The following is a 14,880-nucleotide window of genomic DNA, read 5'->3' on the forward strand; positions in this document are numbered from 1 at the left end:
AGCAGCCGGTCCAGCGGCTCGCCCTCGCCCAGCCCGCGGGCGTGCAGCAGCGTCTCGGCCTCGACGGCGTCGAGGCTCACCCCCCGCTCGGCACGGACCAGCGCACGGCGCAGCGCGGACTCCGTCGGCATCGGCGGCACGGGGGTGGACGTGGGACTCACGGTCGGTGACTTCAGATGTCGGTGACTCGGATGCCGGCGTGGGCCTTGTACCGGCGGTTGATCGACACGAGGTTGACGGTGAGGGCCTCGACCTGACGGGCGTTTCGCAGCCGGCCTGCGTAGATGCCGCGCATCCCGGGAAGGCGGTCGGCCAGGGCCTGAACGGTGTCGGTCGCCTCCCGCACGTCTCCGACGACCAGGACGTCGGTGTCGAGCGACGGCTTCGACTGGTCGAGAAGCAGCACAGCGGAGATGTGGTGAAAGGCGCCCACGACCTGGCTGTCCGGCAGGAGGGCGGCGGCCTGTTCGGTCACACTTCCTTCAGGGACGTCGAGCACGAAGGCGCCGAGCTCGTCGAAGCCCATCGGGACCACGCAGTCCACGACCACCTTGCCGGCCAACGGAGCCGCCAGCGGAGCCAGTGTGGCTGCGTGCCCCGCGAAGGGAACGGCAACGATCACCACGTCCGCGGCATCGGCGACCTCCGCGTTCGAGCCACCGCTCACGGACACATCGGCTCCGGGCGCCATCGACCGGCCTCGCGACGCCGTGTCGTCGGCCACCTCGATCGCACGATCAGCATCACGGGAGCCGAGCAGCACCCGCTGACCGATCGCGGCGAGCCGGACTGCCAATCCGCGGCCCTGGGGGCCGGTGCCGCCTAGCAGTCCGACTGTCAGGCGGGCGGTGTCCACGGTGGTGCCGCTGGCGGGCGCGGTCGGAGCAGGGGCGGGCTGTGCCATGACAGATCCGTTCGAGTCGTGGTCGTGGGGCCAGCCGGCGAAGTCAGCCGGCTGGACTGGGTCGATGGGGACGGTGCTGCAATGAGCAGCGGGCTGGCGATCTGCCCAGTTGGTGGACGCGGGATCTGCTGTCCACCCCGGAGGAACGGGTGTCTCGGTTGGTTGACCGCTGTGGCGTCGAGCGCGGTCGGCGTGCCCGATGTCGGGGGCGAGCGCTGACAGAGTCAGCCGGCCACGGTGCTCATGCAGCGCCGGATGTCCTCGAGAGAGCGCTCGACCTCACCGGGCTGCGCGGACGTCAAGCGGAACACGATGCGGTCGGCGCCGGCGCTCGCGTACTCGTCGATGGCGGCCGGTTCCGTCGGGACGCCGACGGCGATCACCGGGAGCCCGCTTCCCTCGGCCGTGAACTCGCGGATACGGGCCGGGATGCCGGGGAGGGCAAGGGGTGCCCAACCATCGCCGTACTCACGCGCGCGTTCCTCCGATCCCGGAGAGTTGCCGCCGAAGAAGAGGGGCACTCCGCCGGGCTGCACCGGCTTGGGCCAGGACAAGATCCTCTCGATGTTGACGAAGGCGCCGTGGAAACTCGCTTCGTCCTGTCCCCAGATCTCACGCATCGCGAGCATGCGCTCCCGTACCAGGTCAAAGCGCGTCTCGGGGTCCACGCCGTGGTTGCGCATCTCCTCGATGATCGTGCCGTGGCCGACGATGAGGTCGAGGCGGCCGCCGGAGAGGACGTCGATGCTCGACAGCTCCTTCGCGGTCGTGATGGGGTCACGTTGCGCGACCTGGATGATCCCTGACGACACGCGCAACCGTGTTGTGGCGAGCGCAGCGGCAGTCAATGCGATGAGCAGGTCGAACAGCCGGGCCCAATCGCGCGGCAGCTCCTGGCCGTCGGGCGGGAACGCTTCACTGGCCGGGATGTGGGAGTGCTCACCGAAGTGGAGCGCGTCGATTCCCGCTTGCTCGACGAGCACGGCGACCTCGTCCGGTCGCAGCGTCTCGTCGGTGCAGGACGCGTACACGCCGATCTGCATCGTGTCTCCTTCGGGATGGTGGTGGGCCGAGAGCCGCACGGTGCCGGTGGACGGGCGGGGTGATCCGTCAGGTACGGGGATGGCGTCGCCGGCACCGTCCGGATCTCACCTGTCTGTGACAGCTCCGATGAGGACGCAAGCGAGCTCGGCGGGCTGGTCGGTGCGGTTGCTCCAGCCGTGGTGGGTCGCGTTCTGGACGAGGACGTCGCCGGCCTCCAGCCGGGTCTCGGCGCCGTCGTCCAGCCGCAGGTAGACCTCGCCCTTGACGACGAAGATGTAGTCGATGGTGGGCGTCAGGTGCATGCCGTCGGCCTCGAAGGTCTCGGCCAGGCCGGGGGAGTGCGTGGCCTGCTCCGCGCCGTAGGTGGCTCCGTCGAAGTCGGGGCCGGCCATCGTGCTGTCCGGCGGAAGAGTGAGCAGGATCAGGCGGGTGCTCCCGGGCGCCGGGATCATCGTGTCGACCTTGTCCGTCGGGTCCTCACCGGTCCGGCTGACCGGCACGGAGGCCTCGGTGGCCCAGCCGAGCGACGAGACGAAGCCCGGCCAGCCGTCGAAGTGGTGGGTGCGGGGCGGGGTGCCGTCGCTGACGACGACCGAGCGGCCCTGAGCGTCGTGGCCGGTGACTACTCTGCGCATGACTTCCTCCGTTTGGTGGGAGTGGAGAGGGACGATCTGGTGGTGCGGCTCGGCGGGTGTCAGACCCTGCGGACCCACGCGACGACCTCGGCGAGCGCGTCCGTGAGCAGTTGCGGGGGGCCCTCGAAGTAGTGGCCGGAGCCCTTGACGGCGAGGAGCTTTCGGGCGGGATGGTGCGCCGCGTCGTACAGCGCCTGCGCCATGGACGGGAAGCAGCCCTTGTCGCCGGTGGCGTAGGCGACGAAGACCGGCACCGACACCTGCTGCAGGCAGTCCGGGCCGTGTGCGTTGGTGTCGGCCACCGACCACTGGGACAACCAGGACCGCAGAGTGCTGAAACTGCCCAGGGTGACCGGCCGGAGGTTGGCGGACTGCGGGTCGCCCCACAGCGTGCCCGGCTCGCGGTCCGACGGGTCGAGGCTGGTGTCCACGAATCGCGGATCCGCACAGGTTCCGTGGACGCGGAAAGGCAGGTCGGGCACCGCGCCGCCGAACCGGTCCTCGAGCTCGGCGAGCTGTGTTCGAACCCAGGCCGTGATTCGCTGCATCCGTGCGGCTTGCGCCGTGCGATAGTCGCTCACCCAGCCGCGGTCGAGCGGGAGGTCCCGTCCTGCGAACAGGTCCAGCTCGGGGTCCCGGCGGAACGGGTCGTCATCGTCGATGATGGCCGGGTCCAGCCACCCCGACAGCAGGTCGGCTCGCCCGGCGTGCGCGTTGAGCATGACGAGGGCGTCGACCGGTGGCAGGGTCGCCTGGGTCAGGTCGGTGCCGCCTCCACCGGGAGCGTCCTGCACGGTCGGTTTCTCCGCCTGGGACTGATAGAACGCCGACAACCCTCCGCCACCGGAATTGCCGACGAGGACGACCTTGCGATAACCCTCGACCTCGCGGAGGTGCTGGATCACCGACCCGAGGTCGGCGACGCAGTTCTCCAGCACGACCTGGGTGTCGTTGCCGGCATAACGGGTCACCGCGCCGACCGCGTCGACGCCGAGTGACGCTGTCGGAGCCAGTGCGTAGTGGCCGACGAAGTTCGAGCTCGGGTGGCAGTACACGAGCACCGTGTCGGTGATTCCGGCGTCGGGGTTCGCGCGTTCGCGGCCGCACCACAGCAGGCCGGAGGCGCGGGCGATACCGGAGTAGACGTCGCCTCCCATCTCGTCCTGCATGGGGACGGGCAGGAGCTCACGCACTGCCGTTCTCCTCCAGCGTGGCCCAGGTGAACGGGTACTCCGCGTCGAAGACGGAGCGGGCTGCTGCGGAGACGAGCAGTGGACGGTGCGTGTCGACCATGACCTGGTACTCGTCGGCGCGCTGGAGACCGATGGATCGCTCGACGTTGCCCGGGTGGGGCCCGTGGATGAAGCCGGCGGGATGGACGGTGATGGACCCGATCCCGACGCCCGTGCCCCGGCGGGTGTTGGCCGCGCCCTTGGCGTAGAAGAGGACCTCATCGCTGTCGACGTTGGAGTGGAACGGCGGGATCGGCACCGCCTCGGGGTGGTAGTCCAGCAGCCGCGGCACGAAGTTGCACATCACGAATCCGGGCGCCTCGAAGGTCTGGTGGGCCGGCGGGGGCTGGTGCAGGCTGCCGGTCACCGGTTCGAAGTCGAAGATCGAGAAGGCCCAGGGGTACATGCCGCCGTGCCACCCGACGACGTCGAACGGGTGGTGCTTGTGCACGTGCCGGGTGAGGCCGGTCCGCGTGCGGACCACGACGGGAATCTGGGTGCCCTCGCCCCGGACCAGCTCCTCGGGGCGACGGATGTCCAGCTCGCAGTACGGCGTCCCCTCCAGGAACTGCCCGCCGGCGGAGAGGTAGCGCGACGGCGGGTTGATGTGCCCGACCGCCTGCACGAACAGCAGGCGCAGCTCCTCACCGTCTGCGACCGTCCAGCGGTGGATGGTCGAGGTAGGAACGATCGCGTAATCGCCCTCGGAGAGGTCGAGCTTCCCGAAAGTGGTCTCGAGGACGCCACGGCCGCTCTCGACGTAGGCGAGCTCGTCCCCGACGCTGTTCTTGTACAGGGTGCTGTCCTGGGTCGCGACCGCGTAGTAGATGCGCACCTCGTCGTTGCCCAGGAGCAGAAACCGGTCGAGGACGGCGTCGCCCTTCCCCGGCAGTTGGTGCGGCTGCAGGTGCAGCGGGGTCATCGGGTCGTTGGGGACCAGTTCATCGTCCGGGGCGTCCACGCGCTCGATTGCGGTGATCGCGCTCGGCGGGTTGCGGTGGTACAGCAGTGAGGTGTCGCCGACGAAGCCCTCCTCCCCGATGAGCTCCTCCCAGTAGAGCGAGCCGTCCGGCTGCCTGAAGACGGTGTGGCGCTTGCGCGGGACCTCGCCGACACGGGTGAAGTAGGGCATCTCCGTAGGTCCTTCGTCTCTCGGTGCGAGTGGGTCAGGCGGGCTGGAGGGACGTGGTGGGCAGGTCGTGGCGCATCTCCGCGGCGCGGAGGAAGGTGCGGAGTTCGCGCGGGATGTCGGGCCCGGCGGGCTGGTACAGCACGGCGGTGGCTCCGGCGTCCTCCAGGCGGCGCAGGATGGCGGCGATCTCGGTCGCGGTGCCGGTCATCGTGCCTCGGCGGATCACCTCGGCGGTGAGGAAGCGACGATCGATCTCGTTGGGCTGCATCAGGTGGCCGCGGTACACCTCGAGGTGGCGGCGCTCCTCGGGGAACTCCGCGATGGCGGCGGTGTAGCCCTCCACCTCGGCCAGGCCGGCCAGCGGTCCGTACTGGCCCATGTGCAGCGCGAGGGACGCGCCAGGGCCGGCCGCCTCGACGGCCCGAAGGGAGTCGACGGGCTCGTCGTCCTCCAGGACCGTGCCGTAGTAGGTGAGCTGGCACGGCCCGGTGACGGGGACCGGGTTGTCGCCGTGGGTGGGGTTGGTGACCACGCCGGCGTTCTGGCGGGTGGCGCAGGCGAAGCCCTTGGGGCCGTGGGCGCCGATCCAGATGGGCACCTCGATCGGGAGGCTGATCCCGGACGCCGGACTGTGCATGAGGCTGACCAGCGTGCCGTCGACCTCGACCTCGCCGCCGGCGAGCAGGGTGCGGAAGTTCTCGACGTACTGCTCGAGCTCGGCCCACTTCGCGGGCTTCTTGCCGAGATACGCCGCACTGGTGAACCCGGCGCCGATGCCCGCGTCGATCCGTCCTGGTGCCACCGTCGCCAGGTGCGCGATGAGTGCGGCGTTCATCGTGATGTGCCGCAGGTGCGGCGTCATCACCGAGATCCCCAACCGGATGCGGCTGGTCCTGGCCGCGGCGAGGCCCAGGGTGATGCCGGTGTCGGCGTAGGACAGCGGCACGTCGTAGACCCAGGCGCGCTGGTAGCCGAGCTCCTCGGCGATGGCGATGTGGTCCGGTGTGTCGATGGCCGGAGCGAAGACAGCGTTGATCTCCATCACGGTTCTCCTCTGTGACTGCGGTGGGTGGAGGGGGATGCGGCGCTCAGGCGCGCCAGGTCACCGGAACTGAGAGCGGGCCGCGGAACACCCATCCGTGCAGCCGGACGGCATCCGCATCGGTCAGGGTCAAGCCCGGCAGTCGGTCGAACAGCGCCGGCAACCCCACCTCCCCGATCGAGGCGCGAGCGACCCAGGTGCCGAGGCAGAAGTGCGGCCCGCCACCGAACGCGAGATGGGGCTTCACCTCGCGGCGCGTGTCGAACTCGTCGGGCCGGTCGAAGATGCGTTCGTCCCGGTTGGCCGACGCGATCACCACGCCGAGCCGGTCACCGGCGTGGAGCGCGACGCCGCCGAGCTCGACGTCCTCGGTGACCTGCCGCGGGTACATGCCGATGGGCGAGACCCACCGGACGGCTTCCTCGAACACCGCCTTCCACGGCGTGGTCCCGCCGAGGACGTCGGTGAGCTGGTCGGGGTGTGAGAGCAGGGCGCAAGCCGCCACCGCGAGGACGTCGCGTGGCTCGTTCACCCCGCCGCCGATGAAGATCTTGACGTTGGTCCGGATCTCGTCCGGGTTAAGCCCCGCCTGGAGCATCGCCGAGATGACGCTCGAGTCGGGGTGCTCGCGCACGTAGGGGAGGACTTCGGTGATCGCGGCGTCGACGGCTTGCACGGCTCGGTCGTTGCGGGCCCAGACGGCCGGGGCGTCGGCGTAGTTGCCGCAGGCGTCGATGATCGCCTGGGACCACTGCAAGATGTCGGCCGCAGTCGCGTCCGGCAGCCCCAGGAGCGTCCCCAGGTTGGTCGCGGCGAGCGGCGCGGCGAAGTCGGCGACCAGGTCGGCCTCCCCGTGGTCGACGAACGCCGAGATCAACGCTTCGGTGTTCTGGCGGAACCTCGGCAGCCACTCGGTCTTGACCGCACGGGGCTTGACCGGGGTCTCGGCGGCCTTGCGCAGCCGCTGGTGCGCCTCCCCGTCCTGCCGCAGCAGGGCCAGCGGCCCGATCGCCCGGATCATCAGCGAGTCCTGCTCGACGGAGCTGAAGACCTGCTGGTCGCGCTCGACCGCCATCACGTCGTCGTAGCGGGTGACCAGGTACCGGTCCGCAGCCGGCACCCACGCCACCGGAGCGGTGTCGCGCAGATGCCGGTAGATCGGGTACGGGTCCCGAGCCAAGTCGGTCAGGTTGATCTCGCGTGCGACCGACGCAGTCGTCATCGGGACCTCCAGGGGTTGTTCAGCTGCGTGCCAGGCGGGGATGTCGCAAGACAGTGACAGCGGCCACATCGCTATGTAAATGTCAGGATTCCGATGGAGGTCATAAGGGAATCTGAACGCTCGGGCGTTGGGCCGACCTCCTCGAGGCGAGGATCCGTCAGTGGTTGTGCGCATCTCGTTCAGGCAGCTGGAGTACCTGGTGGCCGTCGCCGACGCGGGCTCCATCACCGGGGCAGCAGCCGTCTGTGGTGCGTCGCAGGCGGGAGTGTCGTTGAGCCTGAGCGACCTCGAGAAGCGCCTCGGCGTCCAATTGCTGATTCGGCAGAAGGCCAGAGGCGTGAAGCTGACGGCCGCGGGAGCGCGGGTGGTGGCGGAGGGTCGGCGCCTCGTCGAGGCGGCGGAGGAGCTGCAGGCCTCCGCCGCCGCGGCGGAACACGAAGTGAGCGGCACCCTGGGGATCGGCTGCTACACCAGCCTGTCCCCGTTCTTCATCCCGCCTCTCCTCGACGAGTTCGCGGGCCGCTTCCCGGCTCTCGACGTGCACGTCCTCGAAGGGACCGCGGATGACGTGCTCGCGGCCCTGCGCGACGGCCGGTGCGAGCTGGCCTTGCTCTACGCCGAGGACTGCGACGCCGGGCTCACGATGGTGCCCGTGCGGACGAGTCGCCCCTACCTCATTCTCGCCGCGGACCATCCACTGGCCGTCCGGGACGCGATCCACCTCGCCGACATCGCCGACGAGCCGCTGATCATGTTCGACGTGCCGAGCGCGCGGAACGCCGTCCGGATGCTCGAGGCCGTCGGCCTGACCGCCCGAGTCCGGCATCTGAGCTCGAACATCGAAGTCGTCAGAGGCCTCGTTGCCCGGGGGGTCGGCTACTCCATCCTGGTTCAGCGGTGGCCGGCCGACCTCAGCTTCGAGGGGCGCCCGATCGCCTGCAGATCCATCGCAGACCCCACACCCGAGCGCAAGGTCGTGCTGGCATGGCCGGACGGCGTGCGGCTGACTCGACGTGCCCATACCTTGATCGATTTCTGCCGCACGACCATGGGAAGCGCGAGCAGACTCACGCACACGGATTGAGCAGCTCGACCGGGACCAGCAGCCCCTTCCCGAACAGGATCTGGCCGTGCGGGGTCAAGAGGAATGCCCATGCCGGCATTGGAAACGCATTTCTGGCCGATGCGCCGCGCGCGTGGCACCTTGCCCAGACGTTGGGGCGCAGGCCCCTGACTCCCCTCACGGTGGCGAACGCCCCGTCGACGATGGCGTCCGGGTGGTCTCACTGTTGCTGGACCTGACGGTCAACACCGTGGTGAGCCGGATCGTCCTCGCGCGCGCAGGAACGTCCGGTCACCACGCCTGACCTCGCCGCCCACAGCGTCGGATCAGCGACCGCGACGGTCACGGAGTCCGGGCCGCCTGCTGGTCGAGAGGCTCGTCCGTCGGCGCGGCCACCTCCGGCGTCTCGTCCGCAGTTCGGTGGAGGCGCCTCGCGGTCGAGCGCAGGAAGGCGACCACGGCGGCCGCGCGGCGGCTCAGCTGATCCTGCTGCGGCCACGCGACGACGACGCGGTAATCGGGCACGTTGCTGTTGAGGGGCACGCACGCGAGGGGTAGCCCCTCGAGGCTGACGTCCATCGGCCAGCGCTGCAGCATGGTGGTGTACCCCAGGCCCCGCGCCACCAGAGAGCGGACCACCTCGATGTTCGGGGAACTGTGCACGATCCGGGGGGTGACACCGACCTCTCGCAACAGATGCTCCGCGTTGCTGGGGCTCGGTCCCAACGAGTACTGGATGAGCGGCTCGTCGCCGAGGTCCTGCAGCGTCACGCCGTCGCGATTCGCCAGTGGGTGGTCGGCGGCAAGCAGGACGTAAGGCCGCAAGGTCCGGATGGTCTCTGTAGCGAGTCCGGGGCCAAGGCCGGTGTCATACGTCAGCGCGAGCTCGCACATCCCGTTCATCAGCGCGCGGCGGAGGTCTTCCTGCGCTCCCTCCACCACAGACAGCTCAACCGCCGGGTGCTCGACCGCGAAGGCGCTGTAGAGCGACGGCAGGTACAGCGGCGCCATCGTCGTGTAGCAGCCCAGGGAGAGCGAGCCCCGAAGCTCCGCTCCGGGCTCCCGGGCACGGCTCTGTACGTCGGTCGCGGCCGCGAGCACTCGCCGCGCGTCGGCCACCACCCCGGCGCCGGCCTCGGTGAGGGAGACGCCGTGTCCTGGCCGCCGAGCCAGCAGCTGCACGCCGAGACGGCGCTCGAGGTCGAGGATCCCGATCGAGATCGCCGCCTGCGATACGTGCTCCGCATCCGCCGCGGCGGTCATCGAACCCGCATCGGCGACCGCCACGAGGTAGCCCAGCTGGCGCAGCGAGAAGTTGGGAACCATAAAGACCGCCTAAGCCAGGGTTCGGACAGTGTCGCTGGTCACCGGCCGTGGCCGGTGTCACCTTCGTAACAGGCGCCTGTGGTTCCCATCACGAATGTCCCGGCCGCCCCGATCCGTCCGCTCGTCCGTGTGCTTCTCGCCGCGGGTCCGTCAGGAGATGCCCATGCCCACGATCGGCTACGTCCAGCCCGACGGGTCCCGGCGCGAGGTGCAGGCCCCGGCCGGCACGAGCGTCATGAAGAACGCCATCCTGAACGACGTCCCGGGCATCGTTGCCGAGTGCGGCGGTTCGCTCATGTGCGCCACGTGCCACGTCTACGTCGATCCCGCTGACGCGGAGCGCCTCCCGGCCCTCAGCGACGACGAGGACGAGATGCTCGACGTCGCCGCGGCCGAGCGCCGCGAGACCAGCCGGCTGTCCTGCCAGCTGACGGTCGACGAGACGCTCGACGGCCTGACCGTCCACGTTCCCGAGGCGCAGGCATGACCCGGGTCGTCGTCATCGGAGCGGGCCAGGCCGGGATCGGCGTCACCGAAGCACTCCGGGCCAAGGGCAGCAGCTCCCACCTCACGGTCGTCGGGGGCGAGGACGAACTGCCTTACGAGCGCCCTCCGTTGTCGAAGGACGTGCTGCTCGGCAAGGTCACCGTCGACGACGTGCGGCTCCGCAGCCGGGACTGGTACCGGACGCACGACATCGATCTACGGTTGTCGACGTGGGTCGAGCGCATCGACCGCGACAGCCGCACCGTCCTCCTCGACGACGGCCGGACCCTGGAATACGACCACCTCGTGCTCGCCACCGGCAGCCGCCCTCGTCGTCTGCCGGTTCCGGGAGCCGACCTGGACGGCGTCCTGAACCTGGCGACGCCGAGCGACAGCGCGCAGTTGCGGGACCGGCTGTCCCGCGCGCACGACGTCGTCGTCATCGGCGCCGGGTTCATCGGCCTGGAGGTCGCCGCGGCCGTGACCGCGTCCGGTCTGCGACCCGTCGTCGTCGAACTCGCCGACCGTGTGCTGGCACGCGTGGCGGGCCCGGTCCTCAGCGCTCACGTTGCGGCCCGCCATGTCGACCGGGGGGTGGACCTGCGCCTCGGCACCGGTGTGACCGAGCTACGGGGCGCCGAGGGACAGGTGACCCATGTCGTGACGTCGACCGGGGAGGTCATCCCCGCTGATCTGGTAGTCGTCGGGGTGGGGTCGGTGCCGGCGGACGGTCTGGCCGCCGACGCCGGCTTGGAGTGCGGCGACGGCGTGGTGGTCGACGAGACCCTGCGCACCAGTGATCCGGCGATCTCAGCCATCGGCGACTGCTGCCGGTTCCCGCTGGGGGATCAGCCGACCCGCCTGGAGTCCGTGCAGAACGCCGCCGATCAAGCTCGCCACGTGGCCGCCAGGCTGGCGAGCGCCGCTCCCTTCTGGGCGCCCTACCGGGAGGTGCCGTGGTTCTGGAGCACCCAGGGAGATCTGAAGCTGCAGATGGTCGGGGTGCCGGAGAGTCAGGACGACGAAGTGGTGCGCGGTGATCCCGGCGGCGGACGGTTCTCGGTCTTCCGCTACAGCGGCGACGACCTCACCTGCGTGGAATCGGTGAATCACGCGGCGGGTCACCTGATCGGCAGGCGTCTACTCGCCTCGGGCCACTCGCCCACCCGCGAGCAGGCCGCGGATCCCGGCTTCGATCTCAAGGCCTTCGCCGCCGCTGCCAAGCCCCCGGCGCGGACTCACGAGAGCGCGGTGACCTGGTGATCGATCCGACGAGGAGCGACCGATGAGCACGACGACCCAACCTCCGGCCCGGGAAGCCAGCGCAGATCCCGACCTGGCGGCACTCGTGACCCGCACCCGGCAGTTCGTACGCGACGTCGTCTTGCCGGTGGAGGACCAGCACGACGGTGACGTGACCTCCGCGGGCGGCGACGTCCTGCGCCGGCGACTGCAGGAGGGAGCGCGGGAGCGCGGATTGCTCGCCCCCCACGCACCCGTGGAGTACGGGGGCCTGGGACTGTCGATGACTCAGCGGGCGCGGGTGTTCGAGGCCGCTGGGTACTCGCTGTTCGGCGCCCTGGCGATCAATGCGGCTGCCCCGGACGAGGGCAACATGCACCTGCTCGCCCACGTGGCCACCTCCGACCAACGGGAGCAGTACCTCGCCCCACTGGTGAGCGGCGAGGTCCGGTCGGCCTTCGCGATGACCGAGCCCGCGCCCGGGGCCGGCTCGGATCCGACGGCGTTGGCGACGACGGCCACCCGAGTGACGGCAGGGTGGCGCATCGACGGTCGGAAGACCTTCATCACCGGCGCGGACGGAGCCGGCTTCTTCATCATCATGGCGCGCACCGGGGGAGAGGTGGGCGACCGAGGCGGCGGCACGATGTTCTTGGCACCCGCCGGTACACCGGGTCTGCATGTGGGCCGCCACGTCCCGACCATGGACCGCTCGATGGTCGGTGGGCACTGTGAGGTCGCCTTCGACGGGCTGGTCGTGCCTGACGAGGCAGTGCTCGGAGAGGTCGACGAGGGTTTCCGCTACGCCCAGGTACGGCTGGGGCCCGCCCGGATGACCCATGTGATGCGCTGGCTCGGCGCCGCCGTCCGTGCGCACGAGGTCGCCGTTGAGTACGCCGCCGCCCGCCGCGGCTTCGGCAGCGCCGTCGCCGACCTCGGCATGGCTCAGCAGATGATCGCCGACAACGAGATCGACCTCGCCGCCACCCGTGCGCTGCTCGATGGCGCTTGTACCGCACTCGACGCCGGTTCCTCGGCGTCCCAGGAGACCTCGATTGCGAAGGTGTTCGGTGGCGAGGCCATCGATCGGGTGGTTGATCGGGCGATGCAGCTGTGCGGGGGACTGGGGGTGTCCGCCGATCTGCCGGTGGCCCGGATCGCCCGGGAGATCCGCCCCTTCCGCGTGTACGACGGCCCGTCGGAGGTGCACCGCTTCGCGATCGCCAAGCGCGCGGTGAAGGCCGCACGGTTGCGGGCGTCGTCATGACCGGGACCGCAGGCCTGGACCTGGCTCAGTTGCACGCCCACCTCGCCGCTCGAGGAGTCGAGCCGTCGGGAACGCTGCGGGCGGACCTGATCGCGGGAGGCCGGTCCAACCTCACGTACGCCGTGACCGACGGGACGTCACGCTGGGTGGTGCGCCGGCCCCCGAGGGCGGGGGTGACCGCGTCGGCGCACGACATGGCGCGGGAGTTCCGGGTGACCAGTGCCCTGCACTCGACCGCGGTCCCGGTCGCCCGCTCCATCAGCCTGTGCGAGGACGAGAGCGTGCTCGGGGCGCCGTTCACCGTCGTCGAGTGGGTGGACGGCGTGGTGATCCGCGACCGCGAGGATCTGACAGCCCTCTCCGACGACGAGGTGCAGCGGACCACTGCTGCGCTGGTCGAGGTGCTCGTCAACCTCCATGCGGTGGACGTGGCCGCGGTCGGCCTCGAGGACTTCGGGCGCCCGGCGGGCTTTCTGGCGCGGCAGGTGGCCCTCTGGCGTCGGCAGTGGGACCGGACCCGGACCCGCGACTTCCCCGACCTGGAGCGCTTGCACGCTCGGCTGGCCGACAGCGTGCCGGCAACCTCCGAGGCCACCGTCGTGCACGGGGACTACCGCATCGACAACGTCATCCTCGACCGGAATGACACCGGCACGGTGCGGGCCGTCGTCGACTGGGAGCTGTCGACGCTGGGCGACCCCCTGACCGACGTCGCGCTGATGTGCGTCTATCGCCATCCGGCACTGGACGTCATCCTCGGCATCCCCGCGGCCTGGACCAGCCCCCGCCTGCCGTCCCCGGATGCGCTGGCCGAGAGCTACGCGCACGGCTCCGGACGCGACCTCGGCAACTGGCCGTTCTACCTTGCCCTCGCCCACTTGAAGCTCGCGGTGATCGCCGAGGGCATCGCACACAGGGCCCACGCCGGCGCCGACGCCGGCCGGGACGCGAGGGGTGCCGCGGAGGCGGTGCCCGAGCTCGTCGCCGCAGGGCTCCGCGCCCTCGACACACGCCGCAGCATCCAGCGGAGCGTTCCTGCTCCGGAAGTTCCTGACCGCTTCGCCGACGACCCGGCGTTCGCGGTCCACGAGGGCGGCAAGCTGAGCGTGCGCGGAACGCGGCCGATCACCTCGATCGCCGACCTGGCGCTCACCTACACCCCCGGCGTGGCCCGGGTGTCCAGCGCCATCGCCGCCGAGCCCGAGCTCGCCCGCCGGTTCACGTGGGCTCCGCGGGTGGTCGCCGTCGTCTCCGACGGGACCGCGGTGCTGGGCCTCGGCGACATCGGGCCGTCCGCCTCGTTGCCCGTCATGGAGGGCAAGGCCTGCCTGTTCAACGAGTTCGCCGGGCTGGACGCCGTCCCCATCGTGCTCGACACCAAGGACCCCGACCTGATCGTGGAGGTCGTGGCCGCGCTGGCGCCGTCGTTCGGTGGGATCAACCTGGAGGACATCAGCGCGCCCCGCTGCTTCGAGATCGAGGCCCGGCTGCGCGAACGGCTGGACATCCCGGTCATGCACGATGATCAGCACGGGACGGCGATCGTCGTCCTCGCCGCGCTGCGCAACGCCGCGCGGGTCACCGGCCGGACGCTGGCCGATCTGCGGGTCGTAGTCGCCGGCGCCGGCGCGGCGGGGATCGCCTGCACCAAGATCCTGCTGGAGGCAGGCGTGGGCGACATCTCCGTCGCCGACTCCCGCGGGGTGTTGCACACCGGGCGCGAGGACCTCACCGAGATGAAGCGGTGGGCCGCGGAGAGCACCAACACCTCCCGGCTCGCCGGGACGATGGTCGGTGCGCTGGGCGGTGCCGACGTCTACATCGGCTTGTCCGGCGGGACGGTGCCGGAGTCGGCGATCGCCTCGATGGCGGAGGGCTGCATCGTCTTCTCGCTGGCCAACCCGATCCCCGAGGTCGACCCCGAGATGGCCGCCCGGTACGCCGCCGTCGTCGCCACCGGGCGCAGCGACCTGCCCAACCAGATCAACAACGTGCTCGCCTTCCCTGGCGTCTTCCGCGGGGCCATCGACGCGGGCGCGACCAGCATCACCGAGGAGATGAAGCTGGCGGCGGCCACCGCGATCGCCGACGTCGTCGGCGACGACCTGCGTCCGGACTACGTCGTGCCGAGCCCACTCGACCGCCGGGTGGCCACTGCCGTGGCCCAGGCCGTGGCCGCCTGCTCTCGCGAGCAGGCCGTCACCCCCTGAGCGGTGCCGGAGTCGCAACGGCAGGTCACGGGCCGCGTCGGCTCCAGCCACACCTTCGATCAACTCAGGAGAGAG

The 14,880-nt window shown here is 70.5% G+C and carries 13 protein-coding genes; 5 read left to right on the forward strand and 8 right to left on the reverse strand.

Translation table 11 applies throughout. The features are described from left to right. Positions 1 to 172: 172 nt before the first annotated feature. The 7 genes from npdG to MY526_RS21305 form a co-directional block, all read right to left on the reverse strand. Entirely contained in the window at positions 173 to 904 is a 732-nt protein-coding gene (npdG, locus tag MY526_RS21275) for an NADPH-dependent F420 reductase (protein ID WP_436705005.1), read from the reverse strand. Between the two features lie 224 nt (positions 905 to 1,128). Further along, a complete protein-coding gene (locus tag MY526_RS21280) occupies positions 1,129 to 1,947 on the reverse strand; it encodes a TIGR03619 family F420-dependent LLM class oxidoreductase (RefSeq protein ID WP_436705006.1) in 819 nt (272 codons plus the stop codon). Between the two features lie 105 nt (positions 1,948 to 2,052). Beyond that, the gene (locus MY526_RS21285; RefSeq protein WP_436695524.1) at positions 2,053 to 2,583 is read right to left on the reverse strand and encodes a cupin domain-containing protein; all 531 of its coding nucleotides are present in this window, start codon (positions 2,581 to 2,583) and stop codon (positions 2,053 to 2,055) included. A gap of 59 nt (positions 2,584 to 2,642) precedes the next feature. Beyond that, a complete protein-coding gene (locus tag MY526_RS21290) occupies positions 2,643 to 3,776 on the reverse strand; it encodes a hypothetical protein (RefSeq protein WP_436695523.1) in 1,134 nt (377 codons plus the stop codon). After that, the gene (locus MY526_RS21295; protein WP_436705007.1) at positions 3,769 to 4,947 is read right to left on the reverse strand and encodes a homogentisate 1,2-dioxygenase; all 1,179 of its coding nucleotides are present in this window, start codon (positions 4,945 to 4,947) and stop codon (positions 3,769 to 3,771) included. Before MY526_RS21295 ends, MY526_RS21290 begins: the two co-directional genes overlap by 8 nt. A 34-nt stretch (positions 4,948 to 4,981) precedes the next feature. Continuing rightward, complete coding sequence (locus MY526_RS21300) at positions 4,982 to 5,989, reverse strand: LLM class flavin-dependent oxidoreductase (protein ID WP_436705008.1); 1,008 nt, start codon at positions 5,987 to 5,989, stop codon at positions 4,982 to 4,984. Between the two features lie 46 nt (positions 5,990 to 6,035). Beyond that, positions 6,036 to 7,211: a cytochrome P450 gene (locus tag MY526_RS21305; protein ID WP_436705009.1), complete on the reverse strand. Its 1,176-nt coding sequence runs from the start codon at positions 7,209 to 7,211 to the stop codon at positions 6,036 to 6,038. A 166-nt stretch (positions 7,212 to 7,377) separates the two neighbouring features. On the opposite strand from MY526_RS21305, the gene MY526_RS21310 reads away from it, so the two are divergent. Beyond that, the gene (locus MY526_RS21310) at positions 7,378 to 8,295 is read left to right on the forward strand and encodes a LysR family transcriptional regulator (RefSeq protein ID WP_436695519.1); all 918 of its coding nucleotides are present in this window, start codon (positions 7,378 to 7,380) and stop codon (positions 8,293 to 8,295) included. A gap of 321 nt (positions 8,296 to 8,616) precedes the next feature. On the opposite strand, the gene MY526_RS21315 is transcribed toward MY526_RS21310, so the two are convergent. Beyond that, positions 8,617 to 9,600, reverse strand: coding sequence for a LysR family transcriptional regulator (locus MY526_RS21315; protein ID WP_436705010.1), 984 nt, complete (start codon positions 9,598 to 9,600; stop codon positions 8,617 to 8,619). 163 nt (positions 9,601 to 9,763) lie between these two features. Here MY526_RS21315 and MY526_RS21320 point away from each other — a divergent pair, with 163 nt between their 5' ends. Genes MY526_RS21320 through MY526_RS21335 form a run of 4 tightly spaced genes read left to right on the forward strand, consistent with a single transcriptional unit; the run spans position 9,764 to position 14,805 of the window. Then, complete coding sequence (locus MY526_RS21320; RefSeq protein ID WP_436695517.1) at positions 9,764 to 10,087, forward strand: 2Fe-2S iron-sulfur cluster-binding protein; 324 nt, start codon at positions 9,764 to 9,766, stop codon at positions 10,085 to 10,087. After that, positions 10,084 to 11,349, forward strand: coding sequence for an NAD(P)/FAD-dependent oxidoreductase (locus MY526_RS21325; protein ID WP_436695516.1), 1,266 nt, complete (start codon positions 10,084 to 10,086; stop codon positions 11,347 to 11,349). The genes MY526_RS21320 and MY526_RS21325 overlap by 4 nt, the downstream gene beginning before the upstream one ends. Before the next feature lie 22 nt (positions 11,350 to 11,371). Continuing rightward, positions 11,372 to 12,595: an acyl-CoA dehydrogenase family protein gene (locus MY526_RS21330; protein ID WP_436695515.1), complete on the forward strand. Its 1,224-nt coding sequence runs from the start codon at positions 11,372 to 11,374 to the stop codon at positions 12,593 to 12,595. Next, positions 12,592 to 14,805, forward strand: a complete 2,214-nt coding sequence (locus MY526_RS21335; protein WP_436705011.1) for a phosphotransferase — start codon at positions 12,592 to 12,594, stop codon at positions 14,803 to 14,805. The genes MY526_RS21330 and MY526_RS21335 overlap by 4 nt, the downstream gene beginning before the upstream one ends. The last annotated feature ends 75 nt before the right edge of the window (positions 14,806 to 14,880 follow it).

The organism is Geodermatophilus sp. CPCC 205761, from assembly GCF_051383655.1.
Lineage (GTDB): Bacteria > Actinomycetota > Actinomycetes > Mycobacteriales > Geodermatophilaceae > Geodermatophilus.

Excerpts from the sequence above, each read along its gene's own strand:
- MY526_RS21315 (WP_436705010.1), bottom strand. The coding sequence starts at position 9,600 with ATGGTTCCCAACTTCTCGCTGCGCCAGCTGGGCTACCTCGTGGCGGTC.
- MY526_RS21320 (WP_436695517.1), top strand. The coding sequence starts at position 9,764 with ATGCCCACGATCGGCTACGTCCAGCCCGACGGGTCCCGGCGCGAGGTG.
- MY526_RS21335 (WP_436705011.1), top strand. The coding sequence starts at position 12,592 with ATGACCGGGACCGCAGGCCTGGACCTGGCTCAGTTGCACGCCCACCTC.
- MY526_RS21280 (WP_436705006.1), bottom strand. The coding sequence starts at position 1,947 with ATGCAGATCGGCGTGTACGCGTCCTGCACCGACGAGACGCTGCGACCG.
- MY526_RS21295 (WP_436705007.1), bottom strand. The coding sequence starts at position 4,947 with ATGCCCTACTTCACCCGTGTCGGCGAGGTCCCGCGCAAGCGCCACACC.
- MY526_RS21285 (WP_436695524.1), bottom strand. The coding sequence starts at position 2,583 with ATGCGCAGAGTAGTCACCGGCCACGACGCTCAGGGCCGCTCGGTCGTC.
- MY526_RS21325 (WP_436695516.1), top strand. The coding sequence starts at position 10,084 with ATGACCCGGGTCGTCGTCATCGGAGCGGGCCAGGCCGGGATCGGCGTC.
- MY526_RS21330 (WP_436695515.1), top strand. The coding sequence starts at position 11,372 with ATGAGCACGACGACCCAACCTCCGGCCCGGGAAGCCAGCGCAGATCCC.
- MY526_RS21305 (WP_436705009.1), bottom strand. The coding sequence starts at position 7,211 with ATGACGACTGCGTCGGTCGCACGCGAGATCAACCTGACCGACTTGGCT.
- MY526_RS21300 (WP_436705008.1), bottom strand. The coding sequence starts at position 5,989 with ATGGAGATCAACGCTGTCTTCGCTCCGGCCATCGACACACCGGACCAC.
- npdG (WP_436705005.1), bottom strand. The coding sequence starts at position 904 with ATGGCACAGCCCGCCCCTGCTCCGACCGCGCCCGCCAGCGGCACCACC.